Below are 14,866 nucleotides of genomic sequence, written 5' to 3'. Positions count from 1 at the left end.
TTAATTCAACGTCATTAAATGGTTATTCAAAATTCAACTTTGTGTAAAGAAAAAGTAAGTAAATCCATTCCTGATGTTAACAAAAAAGCAACGGTGTCCGCTGCTTTTTTTTAGTTTCATTAAAATGTATACCCTAAACTGAATGAAAACCCTACACCCTTTTTATAATCCTGAATGATTCGGGAGCTCTCGATGAACGTATCTTTGCTGTTCTTGCCTACTTCCAGTTTAGTTGACGGATTCAAAATGTTGTCGGCTGAGAGTTTTAAATCAAAATGCTCCGAAATTTTACTCGTCCAAACCAAATCAAGTTTGCTGACCGGTAATTCATAAATGTGATCAATTCCGGCTGTACCCACGCTGTAAATTCTTTTGCCGAAAACAGAATAAACTGCCGATATAGTATTTGACCAGTTTTTATTCATGTCAAATTGGTATTTCAAATCGGAGTTAATCAACCATTTGGAGGCACCCTGTAATTCACGGGTTTTATGAGTTTCTATACTTTGGCTCAAATCACCAGAAGGACTGATAACAGTAGAAGGAACCGTTACTTTGGTTTGCATGATTGAAGTGTTGAATCCCCATGAAAAATCTTTTAAAGCATCAGATATTCGGGTTAAATCTAAAATAACTTCTGCTTCTACACCATATAAAGTGGCTTTGTCTGAATTCAAAAATGATAAAATTGTTGTTCCCGGATTAGCTACAAATGTTCGTTCGATGGGTTTGTCAATACTCTTGCCAAATACCCCGACAGCTAACATTTCTTTGGATGTTGGGAAAACCTCATATTTAAAATCGACATTGATGTTTTTGCTGTTTTCTATAAATGGATTTCCTTGAAAAACCGTTCCATCAGGATTTACTAATGAAATCGGGAACGATTCCATAATAACCGGTTTGGTGTAGGTCAACGAAGAAGCAAAACGAAGATTTGATTTGTCAGTGAGTGCATATCGGACGTTTATCGATGGTAGAAAATACAAATCACTTGACTTTCTCTTTTTATACTTCTGGTCCCAGCTTCCTATTTCTTTGTACTTAGTCAATCGGTCATAATTTTCAAAACGGATGCCGGCGTTCATATCAAATTTCTCCGAGAACTTATAAAACAAATTAGCATATCCGGCATTGATGGTTTCGTCTAATTTAGCTTTCCAGTTGGCGTTACTCGATTCTTGATAATCGATTTTGTAAGCTAACAAATCTGCTGTAATCTGACTGTCAATTTCAAACGGATTCATGACAAAGTTCGTACTGCCGGTATTGTTTGGGTCAATGATGGTTTGGATAAAACGGTATTTTGAAACAGTAAAATTGTGGTTGCCGTTGTAACCAATAGACAATTTGTGGTCTTTACCAAATTGGTAATTGTATTCAAAAAATGCCGAGGAAAACAATTTACTTTTGATGTCCAGATACTGTCTAAGGAAGTTGTTGCCTCCGTAGCTGGTATTGATTTCGGTTTCAGAAACCTGCGATCCGGTGTAGGAGTTGCGGTCCGGTTGGTTGTATGCGGTTTTGGCCAATGATCCTCCGGCTTTTACACTGTGTTTTTTGTCGGAGGTCAGCTGGTATTCTCCAAATAATTGACCATTTAAATAATCTGACTCGTCCAATTGATTGGTTCTGATTAAATAATTCGTAACATCTTTTTGGTTGTTCTGATACCCGAGTTGATCTTGAATCTGGCTGTCTGTTGATTTTAAATACAGTAAAGTAGAAGATAAATTCAATCGGTCAGTAGAGTAATTTAAACCAATGATAGAAGAGATGTTGGTTTTATAATCATAAGTCGTTTTGCGGAAATTATTCGAATATTCGATTGAGTTTCCGGCTTGTAAGGTTCTGTCTGCTCCTGTTCTGAATGTGTATGAATTATCGAAATTCAGTGAAAGCAAATAACTGAATTTAGCCTCTTTTATATTGAACTTTTCAGCATGTAAAAAACCAAGGCTAGTGTTTAACGGACTTTTGCTTTTTTCGATGTCAAATCCGCTTTTGAAATTATTTACGGCTCCCGAAGAACTTAAGGTAACCGGAGGATAAGGTTGTGAACCGAAAACTGAAGGCAAATTGCGATCGCTGCCGCTAAATCCGAAAAAGCCTTTGGTCGTGTTTACGTTGGGCGATGTATAAAAATCGCTCAAATTGTTATTGGTGGTATAACCTGCTCCAACAGTTACTTTGGTAATGCTTTTGGTTGGTTTGGTCAAAGTTACCAAGTTGAAAGTCGCTCCGGCAAAATCGCCATAAATGTTAGGATTGAATGTTTTATATGTTTCAATGATGCTTACCACATCAGTAGGAATCAAATCTAACGGAATGATTTTCTTAAACGGATTGTTGGAAGGAACCGCCAAATTGTTGATTAACAAATTGTTGTATCGGTCTTCTAGTCCGCGAACAAACAATCCTCGGGATCCTACTTTAGTAATTCCGGTTATTTTGGTCAGCCCTTCCTCTACATCGCTAACGCCTTTTCTTGACATCTCCTGTGCCCCTATACTTTGTTTGATTTCAACTGCTTTCTTTTGTTCCAAAAGCAAAGCCGTTTCTTTTTCGCGACTTGTAGTATTTTGAATGACCACATCTTGTAACTGATAACTGCCCGAGCCTAAAGCTTTATTTAGGGTAAGGGTTTCTCCGGCTTTTACCTCTATTTTTTCTTCAATGTTTTCATATCCTAAAAAACTGAATTGGATGGTGTAAGTTCCCGGTTCAATGCTTATAGTGTATTTCCCCGTTTCATCGGTAACTACTGCCCTTGATGTTCCCTTTATAAGAACATTGGCAAACGGTAGTGGTTCGTTATTTAGTTCTCTGTCGGTTAATATTCCGGTAACGGTACCTTTACTTTGTGCCAAACTAATAACCGTCAGGAATAAAAAAATAACAATTAATTTAAATTTCATTTGTGTGCTGTTTAATTTTGGTGCAAAGAAACCACCGCAGTGTAAAGGTCTTGTTATTCCATTATTACCTTTTTGTTTGAGAACTATTACCAAATTGTTAACATATTAAATTACCGTTAACTCGAAATTTACAAGGTGTAATCATTTTGTATTATCTTTACCTTTACATCCGCAAAAAACAACTGTGTCCGTTATGAAAAAAAAAGACATCAAGATTTTATTAGTAGATGATGAGCAGGATATCCTGGAGATTGTGGGTTACAACCTTTCGCAGGAAGGCTATCAGGTTGTAACCGCCAGTAATGGCAAGGAAGCCATAACCAAAGCCAAAAAAGAACTGCCGCATCTCATTATTATGGATGTGATGATGCCCGAGATGGATGGCATGGAAGCCTGTGAAAACATTAGAAAATTGCCCGAATTGAGCAATGTTATCATCACTTTTCTAACGGCAAGAAGCGAAGATTATTCCCAAGTGGCCGGTTTTGATGCCGGAGCCGATGATTACATCACTAAACCCATCAAACCCAAATTATTGGTCAGTAAAGTAAAAGCTTTATTGCGACGTTTAAAAAGCGACGAAAGTACCTCGGAAACCCTTAACGTGGGCGGAATAGAAATCAACAGAGAAGAATATAAAATCATCAAAGAAGGTGTTGAAATTATCCTTCCTCGAAAAGAATTTGAGTTGTTTTACCTTTTGGCTTCTAAGCCCGGAAAGGTGTTCAAACGCGAAGAAATTCTGGATAAAGTTTGGGGCAACGAAGTCATCGTAGGAGGCAGAACCATTGATGTACACATCCGAAAACTTCGTGAAAAAATAGGCGAAGATTTATTCAAAACCATCAAAGGTGTTGGTTACAAATTAGAAGTATAAATGAAAATAAAATTCAAGAAAACCTATAAGTTTGCGATTAAGTCATCGCTCTATATCACGCTTTTTTCTACCGGTTTTCTTGCACTTTTGCTCTGGTTTTTCCATGAGTTTTCTCTGATTGTGGTTTTGGCATTTGCCATTTCTATTTTTACGTTTTCTTTTTTCGTGATTCAATACCGTGTTGAGCGTTTCATTTACCGAAGAGTAAAAAAGATTTATGACGATGTGTCTTTGCTGGAATCAACTTCTTTTCGAAATCAACCCATTACTACCGATATGGCCACGTTGACCAAACAGGTCAAACAATTTGCTACTGATAAAAAGATGGAAATCGAAACCCTTAAAGTGCGTGAAGAATACCGTCGCGAGTTTTTAGGTAATGTTTCTCACGAACTCAAAACACCTTTATTTACCGTGCAAGGCTATCTTTCCACTTTGTTAGACGGAGCGATGAATGATAAAAATGTTCGTAAAAAATATTTGGAACGAGCCGAAAAAGGAGTGGAGCGACTCATATACATAGTCGAAGATTTAGACATGATTTCTAAATTGGAAACCGGTGATGTCAACCTTGAGCTCTCTAAGTTTAATATAGTCGAATTGATTCAGAATGTTTTTGATTTGTTGGAAATGAAAGCCGACAAGAAAAATATTATCCTGATGTTTGATCGAAAATACAACAAGCCCATCAAGGTTTTTGCCGATAAAGAAAAAATTCAACAAGTTCTGACCAACTTGGTGATGAATTCCATCAAGTATGGCAAAGAAAACGGAACCACCGAGATAACGATTGAAGATTTGGTGAATGATAAAATCATCGTCAGATGCCGCGATAACGGAGAAGGAATCGAAAAACAATACATTCCGCGTTTGTTTGAGCGTTTTTTCAGAGTAGATAAAAGTGGTGCCCGAAGCGAAGGCGGGTCCGGTCTAGGACTTTCCATTGTGAAACACATCATCGAAGCCCACGGCGAAAAAATTTATGTAGAAAGCGAATACGGCAAAGGTTCCGAGTTTTCATTCACGCTCGAAAAGTACAAATAATTCCGCCCAGTTTAAATCTTTCCTCAGCAACGGTAGCCCATTGTACAAGCCAACTTCAAGCAAGTTTTCTATTTTAAAATCATCCTGTTTGGCGTAAGGCACAAATCCATCCTGCTTTAATTTTTTGGCCAAATATTCTTGTTCGTATTGCCCCGGAGTAGGGATGAAAAATGCCTTTTTGTTCAGTTTAGCCAAATCCATTACGCTGGTATAACCCGAGCGGCAAAGGACTATTTTACTTTTGTTGAACGTGCGTTCCACTTCTTCCGAAGTCATAAAGTTGTAATACACTGCATTTCGCTTGCGTTCTCTTTTTTGTTCCGACTCAATTATGCCTTGTATGAAAATGATTTTACCCTTAAAAGTTCTGATTTCGGTTCTTAATTTTTGTTCCAATATGGTACGCTGAGGTTCAGGTCCCGACAGGATTATCATCAGGTCATAGATTTCTTTCAGTTCCTTTCTCTCCAATCGGCTTAAAGGACCAATGTATTTAACGGTCTTTTTTTTGTCTTTCCAATGCCCCAATTTACCGCTCAAATTGGGTTCGCCTTCAATATCGGGAACCCAGCACTCAGTAAACTTTTTAATAAAATGCTGGTGCAGTTTGCTCGAAATCCAGGTAGTGTCTCCCGAGAGCACATTCAACTGATGGGTGATAATTACACTCGGAATCCTTTTGTTGTGCACACCCAGTCGGTTGTCTGAAATGATGCCTTGCAGGTTGTATTCGGTTATCCATTTTTTGACCAATTTTTTTTCGGTAAATATGGCCGAAATCATTTTCGGACTGTTTTTAATCAGTTTCCATTTGAAGTCATCTTCATTTTGAGCGTACTCAATGTTATAGGAAGGTAATTCCAACGAAAGCAAATGCGGAAACTCTTTTTGTAACATGTGCAGGGCACCACCGTCAGAGGCAATTATGGGGGTGAAACCATTTTTCTCCAATTCCCGAATAACAGGAACACAGCGAGTAGCATGGCCCAAACCCCAATTTAAAGGAGCAACGAGTATGTTTTTATATCTTGTTTCCAAGTGATGAAGTTACTCATAATTTATTCACCAAGATAAAAAAGATTTTTGATAGTTTATAATTCGCTAATTTTGCCCAAAATTTAAGTTTGTGGGAAGTAAAAATAAATTAAAGCGATTTAAAGAAAACGAAACGTTTGGAAACGTTTTTCAACCAACCAGAGAAGAAGTGGTAAGCGGTCAATTTCCGTTGAAAGGGAGATGGAATGAAGATTTTTTCAAAAATAATAATCCAATCATTGTTGAGTTGGGCTGTGGGAAAGGGGAATACTCAGTAGGTTTGGCAGAACGCTTTCCGAATCAAAATTTTGTGGGAATCGATGTTAAAGGAGCCCGATTTTGGAGAGGAGCTAAGACAGCAGTTGAATCAGGAATGCACAATGTTGCTTTCGTTCGCACCCAAATTGAACTCATCAAAGGTATTTTTGCCGAAGGCGAAGTTGCTGAAATTTGGATTACGTTTCCCGATCCGCAAATCAAATACAAACGCACCAAACACCGCATGACCAATTCGGAATTTCTCAAAATTTACAAAAGAATTCTGAAACCTGATGGGGTAGTTAACCTCAAGACTGACAGTGAGTTCATGCACGGGTATACCTTGGGGTTGTTGCATGGCGAAGGACACGAAGTCCTGTATGCCAACCACAATGTATATAAAAATGAAGGCGCTCCCGAAGTAGTTACTGCCATCCAAACTTTTTACGAAAAACAATATTTGGAAATCAACAAAGCAATTACGTATATTCGTTTCAAAATCAAATAGATGTCCTACTTTTTGCCGCTTGTTTTGGGTTTTTGCATCGCGTTTGTAGCGGTTATCCTTCCGGGATTAATCAATATGACAGCGGCCAAAATCAGTTTACAGGAAGGCAGAAATGAAGCGTTGAGTTTTGCTGCGGGGGCTTCTGTAGTGGTTTTTTTTCAAACCTTTATTGCGGTTCTGTTTGCCCGTTTCATTAGTAATCATCAGGAAATAGTAACCACTCTGCAGGAAATCGGCATTTTTGTTTTCTCTTTGTTGAGTATTTATTTTTTTTGGATTGCCAAAAAACCTAAGAAGCCCAAAACTAATCTGAAGATTAAAGGAAAATCCAATCGTTTCTTCTTCGGAATGCTATTGTCTACGTTAAATCTGCTTCCCATACCGTTTTACGTTTTTGCCAGTATGGGATTATCAGCTGCCGGATATTTTAGTTTTGATAAAATTCCGGTTTCTTCTTTTGTAACAGGAGTTGTTCTGGGTTCGTTTGTTGTTTTCTACATTTATATCGTAGCATTTAAAAAGATAGAGAAGAAAACTGAATTCATGATGCAAAACATCAACACCATTATAGGCTCAGTAACTACATTCATGGCGGTTGTTACCTTACTTAAATTGCTTTATGAATAAACAGATGGAAGCTAATTTTTTTGAAAGAGTGTATGCCATCGCCAGGCAAATTCCCGAGGGGAGAGTCACTTCTTACGGTGCTATTGCGAAAGCTTTAGGAACAGCCCGTTCTGCCCGAATGGTGGGTTGGGCCATGAATGCCAGTCACGGCCGCGACGATGTGCCTGCACACAGGGTTGTCAATCGAATTGGTGTGCTTTCAGGAAAACATCATTTTGATGGAACCAATTTGATGCAGCAATTACTCGAAAATGAAGGTATTAAAGTTGTTGACAACCAGATTGTCGATTTCGATAAACACTTTTGGCAACCCGAAATCAACCAACAGTAAAGATAACTTTTATTTGCTGTCAATAATACCAGAAATCATTTTGTTTAAACGTTTGAGAAGTATCACTTTGCTAGTCTTTGTGACCTAAATAATGTTGTTTTATGTCGGGTGAAAGAACCCTTTATGTGAATATCAATATTTTCAATCTCAGTGTGATAATTTCTTTATAAATCGTATTATCTTTGCAATCTAAAATCAGTTTAAATAAATATAAACTGAAAACGATTAATTACAACTCACAATGAAACTGGATAGAAAAGAAATTTTGGCTGCTTTGGAAACCATCACTATAGCAGGCGAAGGAAAGAATATGGTGGAAAGCGGTGCCGTGAAAAACGTGCTGACTTTCGGTAACGAAGTGGTGGTCGACTTAGTAATTGCCACTCCGGCCTTGCACATAAAAAAGCGTGCTGAAGAAGACATAAAAAAATTGATTCACGAAAAATTTTCTCCTGAAGCTGAGGTAAAAGTCAACATCAAAGTAGAAGCTCCCGAGAAAACCAACGAAATAAAAGGCAAAGCCATTCCGGGCATCAGCAATATCATAGCGGTAGCTTCGGGTAAAGGTGGTGTCGGAAAGTCAACCGTTACAGCCAATTTAGCCGTAACGTTAGCCAAAATGGGCTTCAAAGTTGGGGTTTTAGATGCTGATATCTATGGACCTTCCATGCCAATCATGTTCGATGTCGAAAACGAAAAACCGATTTCGGTTGAAGTAGACGGAAAGTCCAAAATGAAACCTATCGAAAGTTATGAAATCAAATTGCTTTCCATAGGATTCTTTACAGCTCCGAGTCAGGCAGTAATCTGGCGCGGGCCTATGGCAGCCAAAGCTCTGAACCAAATGATTTTTGATGCCGCATGGGGCGAACTCGACTTCATGTTAATTGACCTGCCGCCGGGAACCGGAGACATCCACCTTTCCATCATGCAATCGCTGCCCATTACCGGTGCTGTTGTGGTAAGTACACCACAAGCCGTGGCCTTAGCCGATGCCAAGAAAGGAGTTTCCATGTTCCAGTCAGACAGCATCAATGTGCCGGTATTGGGAATCATCGAAAACATGGCTTATTTCACTCCCGAAGAACTGCCTAACAATAAATACTACATCTTCGGAAACGGAGGCGCTAAGAACTTGGCAGAAGATTTACAAGTACCGTTTTTAGGCGAAGTGCCGTTGGTGCAAAGCATACGTGAAGCGGGAGATTATGGTCGCCCGGCAGCACTGCAAACGGCTTCGGTAATCGAAAGTGTCTTTGAAGAAATTACCAGAAATGTGGTGCAGGAAACCGTAAACCGCAACGAGAGTTTGCCGCCAACCGAAGCCATCAAAATAACCACTATGGCCGGATGTTCTGCTGTAAATAAAAAATAAATTGATTTGAAGATATGAGCCGACCACCATTTTCAAATTCTCAAATCTTCAAATTTTCAAATTAAAAAGTATGACAAACGAAGAATTAACGTTAAACGTCGAAAAAGCCCTCAACGAAATCAGACCATTTCTGAATTCGGACGGCGGTGACATCAGTTTGGTTGCCATCGAAGACGCCAAACACGTAAAAGTGCGTCTTCAAGGAGCCTGTACCTCCTGCAGTTTAAGCATCAGTACCATGAAAGCCGGTGTAGAAACTACCATCAAAAAGTACGCTCCCCAAATTGAAACAGTGGAAAATATCGCCTGATTTCATCCAAAATCCATCTGTGACCAATGCAGATTGGGTTTAAAAGGTGGGCGTTCCCCCGCCTGTGGCGCGGTCGGGCTGTCCGCAGTACACGGTACTTGCTCCCATCCCTAACGCAGAAGTCAAAAGAACGCACACCACTCGGCCGGAGTTTACTTTTAAATTCGAGCCACAAACATTCAAAGATGACAAATATCATAGTCTGGCACTTTGCAACGTTGCAATTTTGCCGAAAATAGTGCAGACAAGGCGTTACCTTGTCTCATCTCAAAATAAAAGAAATGATAGAAACAGACATACTAATCATCGGTGCCGGACCTACAGGTCTTTTCGCCGTTTTTGAAGCCGGTTTATTAAAATTAAAATGCCACATTATTGATGCTTTGCCACAACCCGGCGGGCAGTTAGCCGAATTGTATCCCAAGAAACCCATCTATGACATTCCGGGCTATCCCGAAGTGTTGGCCGGTGATTTGGTTAACAATTTAATGGAGCAAATCAAACAATTCCAACCCGGATTTACCTTGGGAGAAACCGCTGAGACCATTCAAAAACTGGAAGACGGAACTTTTATAGTGACCACTAACGAAGGAACAAAACACCATGCCAAAGCTATTGCCATAGCCGGAGGATTAGGGACTTTCGAGCCGAGAAAACCTATACTGAAGGACTTGGAATTTTACGAAAAAGAAAACCGTGGCGTTGATTATTTCATCAAAGATCCTGAAAAATACAGAGGTAAGAATGTCGTGATTTCCGGTGGGGGTGACTCTGCTTTAGACTGGAGTGTGTTCTTGACCGATGTAGCTGCATCCGTGACTTTGGTACACCGAAGAAATGAGTTCCGAGGCGCTTTGGATTCGGTAGAAAAAGTGCAAGAATTAAAATCACTCGGGAAAATTAAACTAATCACCCCGGGAGAAGTTGTGGGCTTCAAAGGCTCTGAACGCATTGAGTCGGTAGACATTGAAGTAAACGGTGCCCGCATGAATGTGGTAACCGATTATTTTATTCCGCTTTTTGGTTTAACACCTAAATTAGGACCTATAGCCAACTGGGGATTAGAAATAGAGAAGAATGCGATTAAAGTAAACAATGCTTTAGATTATCAAACCAATATAGAAGGAATTTATGCTATAGGCGATGTGAACATTTATCCGGGCAAATTAAAATTAATTCTTTGCGGATTCCATGAGGCTACTTTGATGTGTCAAAGTGTATACAATCGTTTGAATCCGGGAAAAAAATATGTCTTAAAATATACCACAGTTTCCGGTATTGACGGTTTTGACGGTACCCGAAAAGAAGCTGAAAAAGCAGTAGTAAAATCAATCAACTAATATGGCACAAGATATTACCGTTACCATTACCGATCGGGAAGGTGTTACCCATGAAGTTCAGGCACCAACAGATATGAACATGAGCATTATGGAACTCGTGCGCGCTTATGAATTGGCACCTGAAGGGACCATTGGTATTTGCGGCGGTATGGCTATGTGTGCTTCGTGCCAGTGTTATGTGCTCAACGATGTACCGCTACCCGAAAAAGGACCCGATGAAGAAGCCATGTTGTGGGAAGCTTTTAATGTAAAAGAAAACAGTCGATTAGGCTGTCAAATCCATATCACGGAAGCCATTGACGGACTGGCAATCGAGTTAGCTCCGGAAGCATAAAAAATAAAAAAGCGGGAAGAAATTCCCGCTTTTTTGGCTTAAAACTTATTGGGTTATTATTGGTAAACAAAAACTGTAGTTGGATTGTTTACGCTAATTCTAAACGAACTTCAATTTTTTCTTCGATGGCATCCCACAAACCGATGCGTTTTTCCAAGGCTTGAACAGAAACTTCTTCTACTTCTTTCCATTTGTGCGCGTCATCCTGACATAGCTCTGTAATCATTTGCATGGCCATAGGTCCGTGCTCATCGGCATCTAATTCAATGTGTCTTTCAAAATAGTAGATGAGTTTGGATAAATCGGTTTCCGGAAAGTTTTGCTGAAAATTTTTCAGGATTTCGGTAAACATAGTCGGAATCAAATCTTCTCTCCCAAAAGTAAATGCCGCCGCAATTTTGTGCACTTTTCCTTCTTCAATTACCCTGAAGGTAAAATCGAGGAAATCTTTAATTTTAGGATGCAGGTTGCTTTGTCTGATGGCTACAAAAATGTTGTTGGTTTCTATCACATTTTGGATGAAAGTATTGAGCGTAGTAATGTCGGCACCACAATCCTGCATAGCCTCGACATACATTTCGAAATGGCTCAGTCTTTTTCCGTCTATGGTAGCGTCGCTTTCTTCAGCCAATACAATTTCATTGATTAAATAACGGGTTTCCGGATTAGCAGAGGCAAACCAAGGCGTAGTGGTACAGGTGAGTTTATTTTGCAACGCTTTTAAAAGCGACATAAAATCCCAAACGGCATAGACGTGACCTTCTAAAAATTGATGCAAGTCGTCTATGGTTTTTACTTTTTCATACAACGGGTGTTGCAGTAAAATATCTTTTTGGGTTTTGATTTTTGAGTTGATAGTTGAAATCGTCATAGCTTTTTTTGAATTGATATGCAGAATAAACGCCAAGCAATTCACCTGCACCACAAAAATAAAAATGCTCCCCAAAACCGGGAAGCATTTTATATAAATTTTATTTATTGTTTAATTTTATTTGAAAGCCGAAATTCCTGTGATGTCCATTCCGGTAATCAACAAGTGAATATCGTGTGTTCCTTCGTAGGTAATTACCGACTCTAAGTTCATGCTGTGGCGCATGATTGAATATTCTCCGGTGATTCCCATTCCTCCAAGAATTTGACGGGCCTCACGAGCTATGTTGATGGCCATATCTACATTGTTTCTTTTAGCCATCGAGATTTGTGCAGAAGTAGCTCTGCCTTCATTTCGCAACACGCCTAATCGCCATGTCAGCAATTGGGCTTTAGTGATTTCGGTAATCATTTCTGCCAATTTCTTTTGTTGTAGTTGCGTGGCGGCAATTGGTTTTCCAAACTGAATTCTCTCTTTGGCATAACGCAAAGCCGTATCGTAACAGTCCATAGCGGCACCAATAGCACCCCAGGCAATGCCGTAACGAGCCGAATCTAAACATCCAAGTGGTGCTCCTAATCCTGATTTGTTGGGTAACAAGTTTTCTTTAGGAACTTTTACATTGTCAAAAATCAACTCACCCGTTGCCGAAGCACGAAGCGACCATTTATTATGAGTTTCCGGAGTGGTGAATCCTTCCATGCCTCTTTCCACTATTAAACCGTGAATTCTTCCTTCTTCATTTTTAGCCCAAACCACCGCAATATCAGCAAACGGAGCATTAGAAATCCACATTTTGGCACCATTCAACAAGTAGTGGTCACCCATATCTTTGAAGTTGGTCGTCATACCTCCCGGGTTAGAACCGTGATCAGGTTCAGTCAAACCGAAACAACCGATGAATTCTCCGGTAGCCAGTTTTGGTAAGTATTTCATGCGTTGTTCTTCGTTTCCGTATTTCCAAATTGGGTACATCACCAATGAAGATTGAACTGAAGATGTTGAACGCACACCCGAGTCTCCTCTTTCAATTTCCTGCATAATCAAGCCATACGAAATTTGGTCCAAACCGGCACCGCCGTATTCCACCGGAATATAAGGGCCAAAGCCACCAATTTCACCCAAACCTTTAATAATTTGTTTTGGGAATTCGGCACGTTGCGCATACTCTTCTATAATAGGAGAAACTTCGCGTTTTACCCACGCACGAGCTGAATCACGTACTAATTTGTGTTCTTCGGTTAGTAAATCGTCTAGCAAATAGTAATCAGGAGCTTGAAATAAATCTGGTTTCATTGTCTTAAAAGTGATTAGTAATTAGTGCTTTGTAAGCCTTTTGAGCTGTTTACAAAATCGTTTGCAAAGCTACATAATCTTAATCAGAATCTCAATGAACAACTGTTATAATTTTGTTGTGTTGCACTATATGAGGTTCAGAAAATGAAGAGTTAGGAGCTTTTTCCAGCTATACGTTCCAATCTTTTTTTCAAAAAGGATTTCCACTGCTATCCGGGCTAGGTTTCAAGATGCTGAGATTAGCGCGTCAGTTTTTTGAATTCGTCATTTTTGACCATCAAAAAATCCATGGCTTCTAAAATATCCTGATGCTCCGCAATGGTTTGTGCTTTAGGGTCGGCTTCACAAAAAGAAATGAACAAGTTGATTTCCTCAGGATTGAGGTTGAGTTTCCGGAGGTAAAAAGCAGTGTCAAAATTAGCCTCGAGGTACGATTTGATAGAAGGAGCAGGGGCTTTGTTGTCAGCCGGTTCCCGGTCTTTCTTTTTAAGTAAATGAATGAGCTTTTTCCCCAGTTTTATAAAATCGACACCGTTTTCGATGGTTCCGTCGTAAACCCCCAGTACTTTCGGGGCGGTCGATTGTTTGTTAATCCTCAGTTCGTCTATTTCGCCCTGAGACAGTTTTATTTTCATGTTTTGAACTTTGACAATGTTGATGTTGTCGAGCTCAATAGGTTTTTTTTCTAACAGGATGACCAAATTGTTGTTGTCAAAATCAGTTTGGCTCAGTTTGATTTTTTGATCGGTATATTCTTTTGAAATGATGAAAAGTTCATCGCCAGCTTTAACCAAAATATTGAAATTTCCCTCGCTGTCGGTCACTACATTTTTTTTGGAATTCAGATTTACGATATCGACATTTTTCAGGAAAATGGTTCCCGATTGCACTTTGCCGTGAATCGGTTTTTCAGTCTGCGAAAAGCCGAAACCACAACTAAAAAGCAAAAAGACAAGAAGTAAAGTTTGTTTCAAAAGGAATGGCGATTACAATATAATCTTCTAAATTATAGCTTTCTCGTTCCTTTACTAATAAAGATTTGTTAATTGTGATTTTTTTAAATAAAGACAGATTTACATCTTTAAGTAAAAATCTTTAGTCAGTGCCACGTAGTCTTCAGTGTATTGATGGCGAGCGGTTTCGATGATGAGTTCATCGGTTTCTATGGTTTCTTTTTGTGCAAACGAAAAGGCCAACAGACTTCTTTTGATTTCCGAGGCAGGGCTTCCTTTTACCCTCGTTATTTTAAACGGAAATAGATTGCAATCCTTAGCCAGTGCTATAAATTTGGCTTCTTCTTTAAAGGGAATAATCACTGAGAATATTCCGGTTTCCGAGAGCAAAACAGATGCGGCTTCTGTTAAATCTTCAAAAGGTAAGGCATCTTGAAAACGGGCCAGGTCGCGAGGCTCATTTTCAGTTTTATAATCCTCGCTGTAAAACGGCGGATTGGAAACAATCAAATCATATTCTTCGTCTTCCAAATCATCCATAAAATCGTCGAGGGAAGCGTGAAAACAGAACAAGCGGTCGTTCCAAGGTGAATTTTCGAAGTTTTCCACACACTGCTCAAAGGCATTGTCGTCAATTTCCAGCGCGTCGATTTGTTCGGCGTGGCTTCTTTGTGCTAACATCAACGCGATGAGTCCGGTGCCGGCTCCTATATCTAAAACCGAGTAAGGATTGTTGCTGACAGGTGTCCAGGAGCCCAGTAAAACACCATCGGTGCCTACTTTCATAGC

Annotated in this window: 15 protein-coding genes; 9 read left to right on the top strand and 6 right to left on the bottom strand. The window is 39.5% G+C overall.

Annotated features, from left to right (window positions below; genetic code table 11):
* Positions 1–119: 119 nt before the first annotated feature.
* Positions 120–2,918, bottom strand: a complete 2,799-nt coding sequence (locus EZL74_RS03020) for a TonB-dependent receptor (protein WP_131475110.1) — start codon at positions 2,916–2,918, stop codon at positions 120–122.
* Positions 2,919–3,111: 193 nt separating this feature from the next.
* Between EZL74_RS03020 and EZL74_RS03015 the strand changes: the two genes are divergently transcribed.
* Both EZL74_RS03015 and EZL74_RS03010 read left to right on the top strand, forming a co-directional pair.
* Positions 3,112–3,795, top strand: a complete 684-nt coding sequence (locus EZL74_RS03015; RefSeq protein WP_131475109.1) for a response regulator transcription factor — start codon at positions 3,112–3,114, stop codon at positions 3,793–3,795.
* Complete coding sequence (locus EZL74_RS03010; RefSeq protein ID WP_131475108.1) at positions 3,796–4,839, top strand: sensor histidine kinase; 1,044 nt, start codon at positions 3,796–3,798, stop codon at positions 4,837–4,839.
* On the opposite strand, the gene EZL74_RS03005 is transcribed toward EZL74_RS03010, so the two are convergent.
* Positions 4,813–5,877 carry a glycosyltransferase gene (locus tag EZL74_RS03005; RefSeq protein WP_131475107.1) on the bottom strand — a complete coding sequence of 355 codons (1,065 nt, stop codon included), beginning with the start codon at positions 5,875–5,877 and terminating at the stop codon, positions 4,813–4,815. The genes EZL74_RS03010 and EZL74_RS03005 overlap by 27 nt on opposite strands.
* Before the next feature lie 88 nt (positions 5,878–5,965).
* On the opposite strand from EZL74_RS03005, the gene trmB reads away from it, so the two are divergent.
* From trmB to EZL74_RS02970, 7 genes are all read left to right on the top strand, one after another.
* Positions 5,966–6,640 carry a tRNA (guanosine(46)-N7)-methyltransferase TrmB gene (gene trmB / locus EZL74_RS03000; RefSeq protein ID WP_131475106.1) on the top strand — a complete coding sequence of 225 codons (675 nt, stop codon included), beginning with the start codon at positions 5,966–5,968 and terminating at the stop codon, positions 6,638–6,640.
* The gene (locus EZL74_RS02995) at positions 6,641–7,267 is read left to right on the top strand and encodes a LysE family transporter (protein ID WP_131475105.1); all 627 of its coding nucleotides are present in this window, start codon (positions 6,641–6,643) and stop codon (positions 7,265–7,267) included.
* Positions 7,260–7,598: an MGMT family protein gene (locus EZL74_RS02990; RefSeq protein ID WP_240034546.1), complete on the top strand. Its 339-nt coding sequence runs from the start codon at positions 7,260–7,262 to the stop codon at positions 7,596–7,598. The genes EZL74_RS02995 and EZL74_RS02990 overlap by 8 nt, the downstream gene beginning before the upstream one ends.
* A 241-nt stretch (positions 7,599–7,839) precedes the next feature.
* The gene (locus tag EZL74_RS02985; protein ID WP_131475104.1) at positions 7,840–8,973 is read left to right on the top strand and encodes an Mrp/NBP35 family ATP-binding protein; all 1,134 of its coding nucleotides are present in this window, start codon (positions 7,840–7,842) and stop codon (positions 8,971–8,973) included.
* Between the two features lie 70 nt (positions 8,974–9,043).
* The gene (locus tag EZL74_RS02980; protein ID WP_131475103.1) at positions 9,044–9,283 is read left to right on the top strand and encodes a NifU family protein; all 240 of its coding nucleotides are present in this window, start codon (positions 9,044–9,046) and stop codon (positions 9,281–9,283) included.
* 281 nt (positions 9,284–9,564) lie between these two features.
* On the top strand, positions 9,565–10,623 hold the full coding sequence (locus tag EZL74_RS02975) for an NAD(P)/FAD-dependent oxidoreductase (protein WP_131475102.1): 1,059 nt from the start codon (positions 9,565–9,567) through the stop codon (positions 10,621–10,623).
* A 1-nt stretch (position 10,624) separates the two neighbouring features.
* Positions 10,625–10,957, top strand: a complete 333-nt coding sequence (locus tag EZL74_RS02970; RefSeq protein ID WP_131475101.1) for a 2Fe-2S iron-sulfur cluster-binding family protein — start codon at positions 10,625–10,627, stop codon at positions 10,955–10,957.
* A gap of 88 nt (positions 10,958–11,045) precedes the next feature.
* Here EZL74_RS02970 and EZL74_RS02965 read toward each other — a convergent pair whose 3' ends face one another.
* The 4 genes from EZL74_RS02965 to EZL74_RS02950 all read right to left on the bottom strand — a co-directional run bounded on the left by EZL74_RS02965 (position 11,046) and on the right by EZL74_RS02950 (position 14,863).
* Entirely contained in the window at positions 11,046–11,828 is a 783-nt protein-coding gene (locus EZL74_RS02965; RefSeq protein ID WP_131475100.1) for a DUF3050 domain-containing protein, read from the bottom strand.
* 117 nt (positions 11,829–11,945) lie between these two features.
* Positions 11,946–13,124: an acyl-CoA dehydrogenase family protein gene (locus EZL74_RS02960; protein WP_131475099.1), complete on the bottom strand. Its 1,179-nt coding sequence runs from the start codon at positions 13,122–13,124 to the stop codon at positions 11,946–11,948.
* Positions 13,125–13,363: 239 nt separating this feature from the next.
* Positions 13,364–14,098, bottom strand: a complete 735-nt coding sequence (locus EZL74_RS02955; RefSeq protein ID WP_131475098.1) for a hypothetical protein — start codon at positions 14,096–14,098, stop codon at positions 13,364–13,366.
* Positions 14,099–14,197: 99 nt separating this feature from the next.
* The gene (locus EZL74_RS02950) at positions 14,198–14,863 is read right to left on the bottom strand and encodes a tRNA1(Val) (adenine(37)-N6)-methyltransferase (protein WP_131475097.1); all 666 of its coding nucleotides are present in this window, start codon (positions 14,861–14,863) and stop codon (positions 14,198–14,200) included.
* Positions 14,864–14,866 lie beyond the last annotated feature (3 nt).

The sequence above is a fragment of the Flavobacterium silvisoli genome (assembly GCF_004329815.1).
Lineage (GTDB): Bacteria > Bacteroidota > Bacteroidia > Flavobacteriales > Flavobacteriaceae > Flavobacterium > Flavobacterium silvisoli.
The sequence above is the reverse complement of the archived record's forward strand: the minus strand, read 5'-3'. Positions and strand labels throughout refer to the sequence as shown.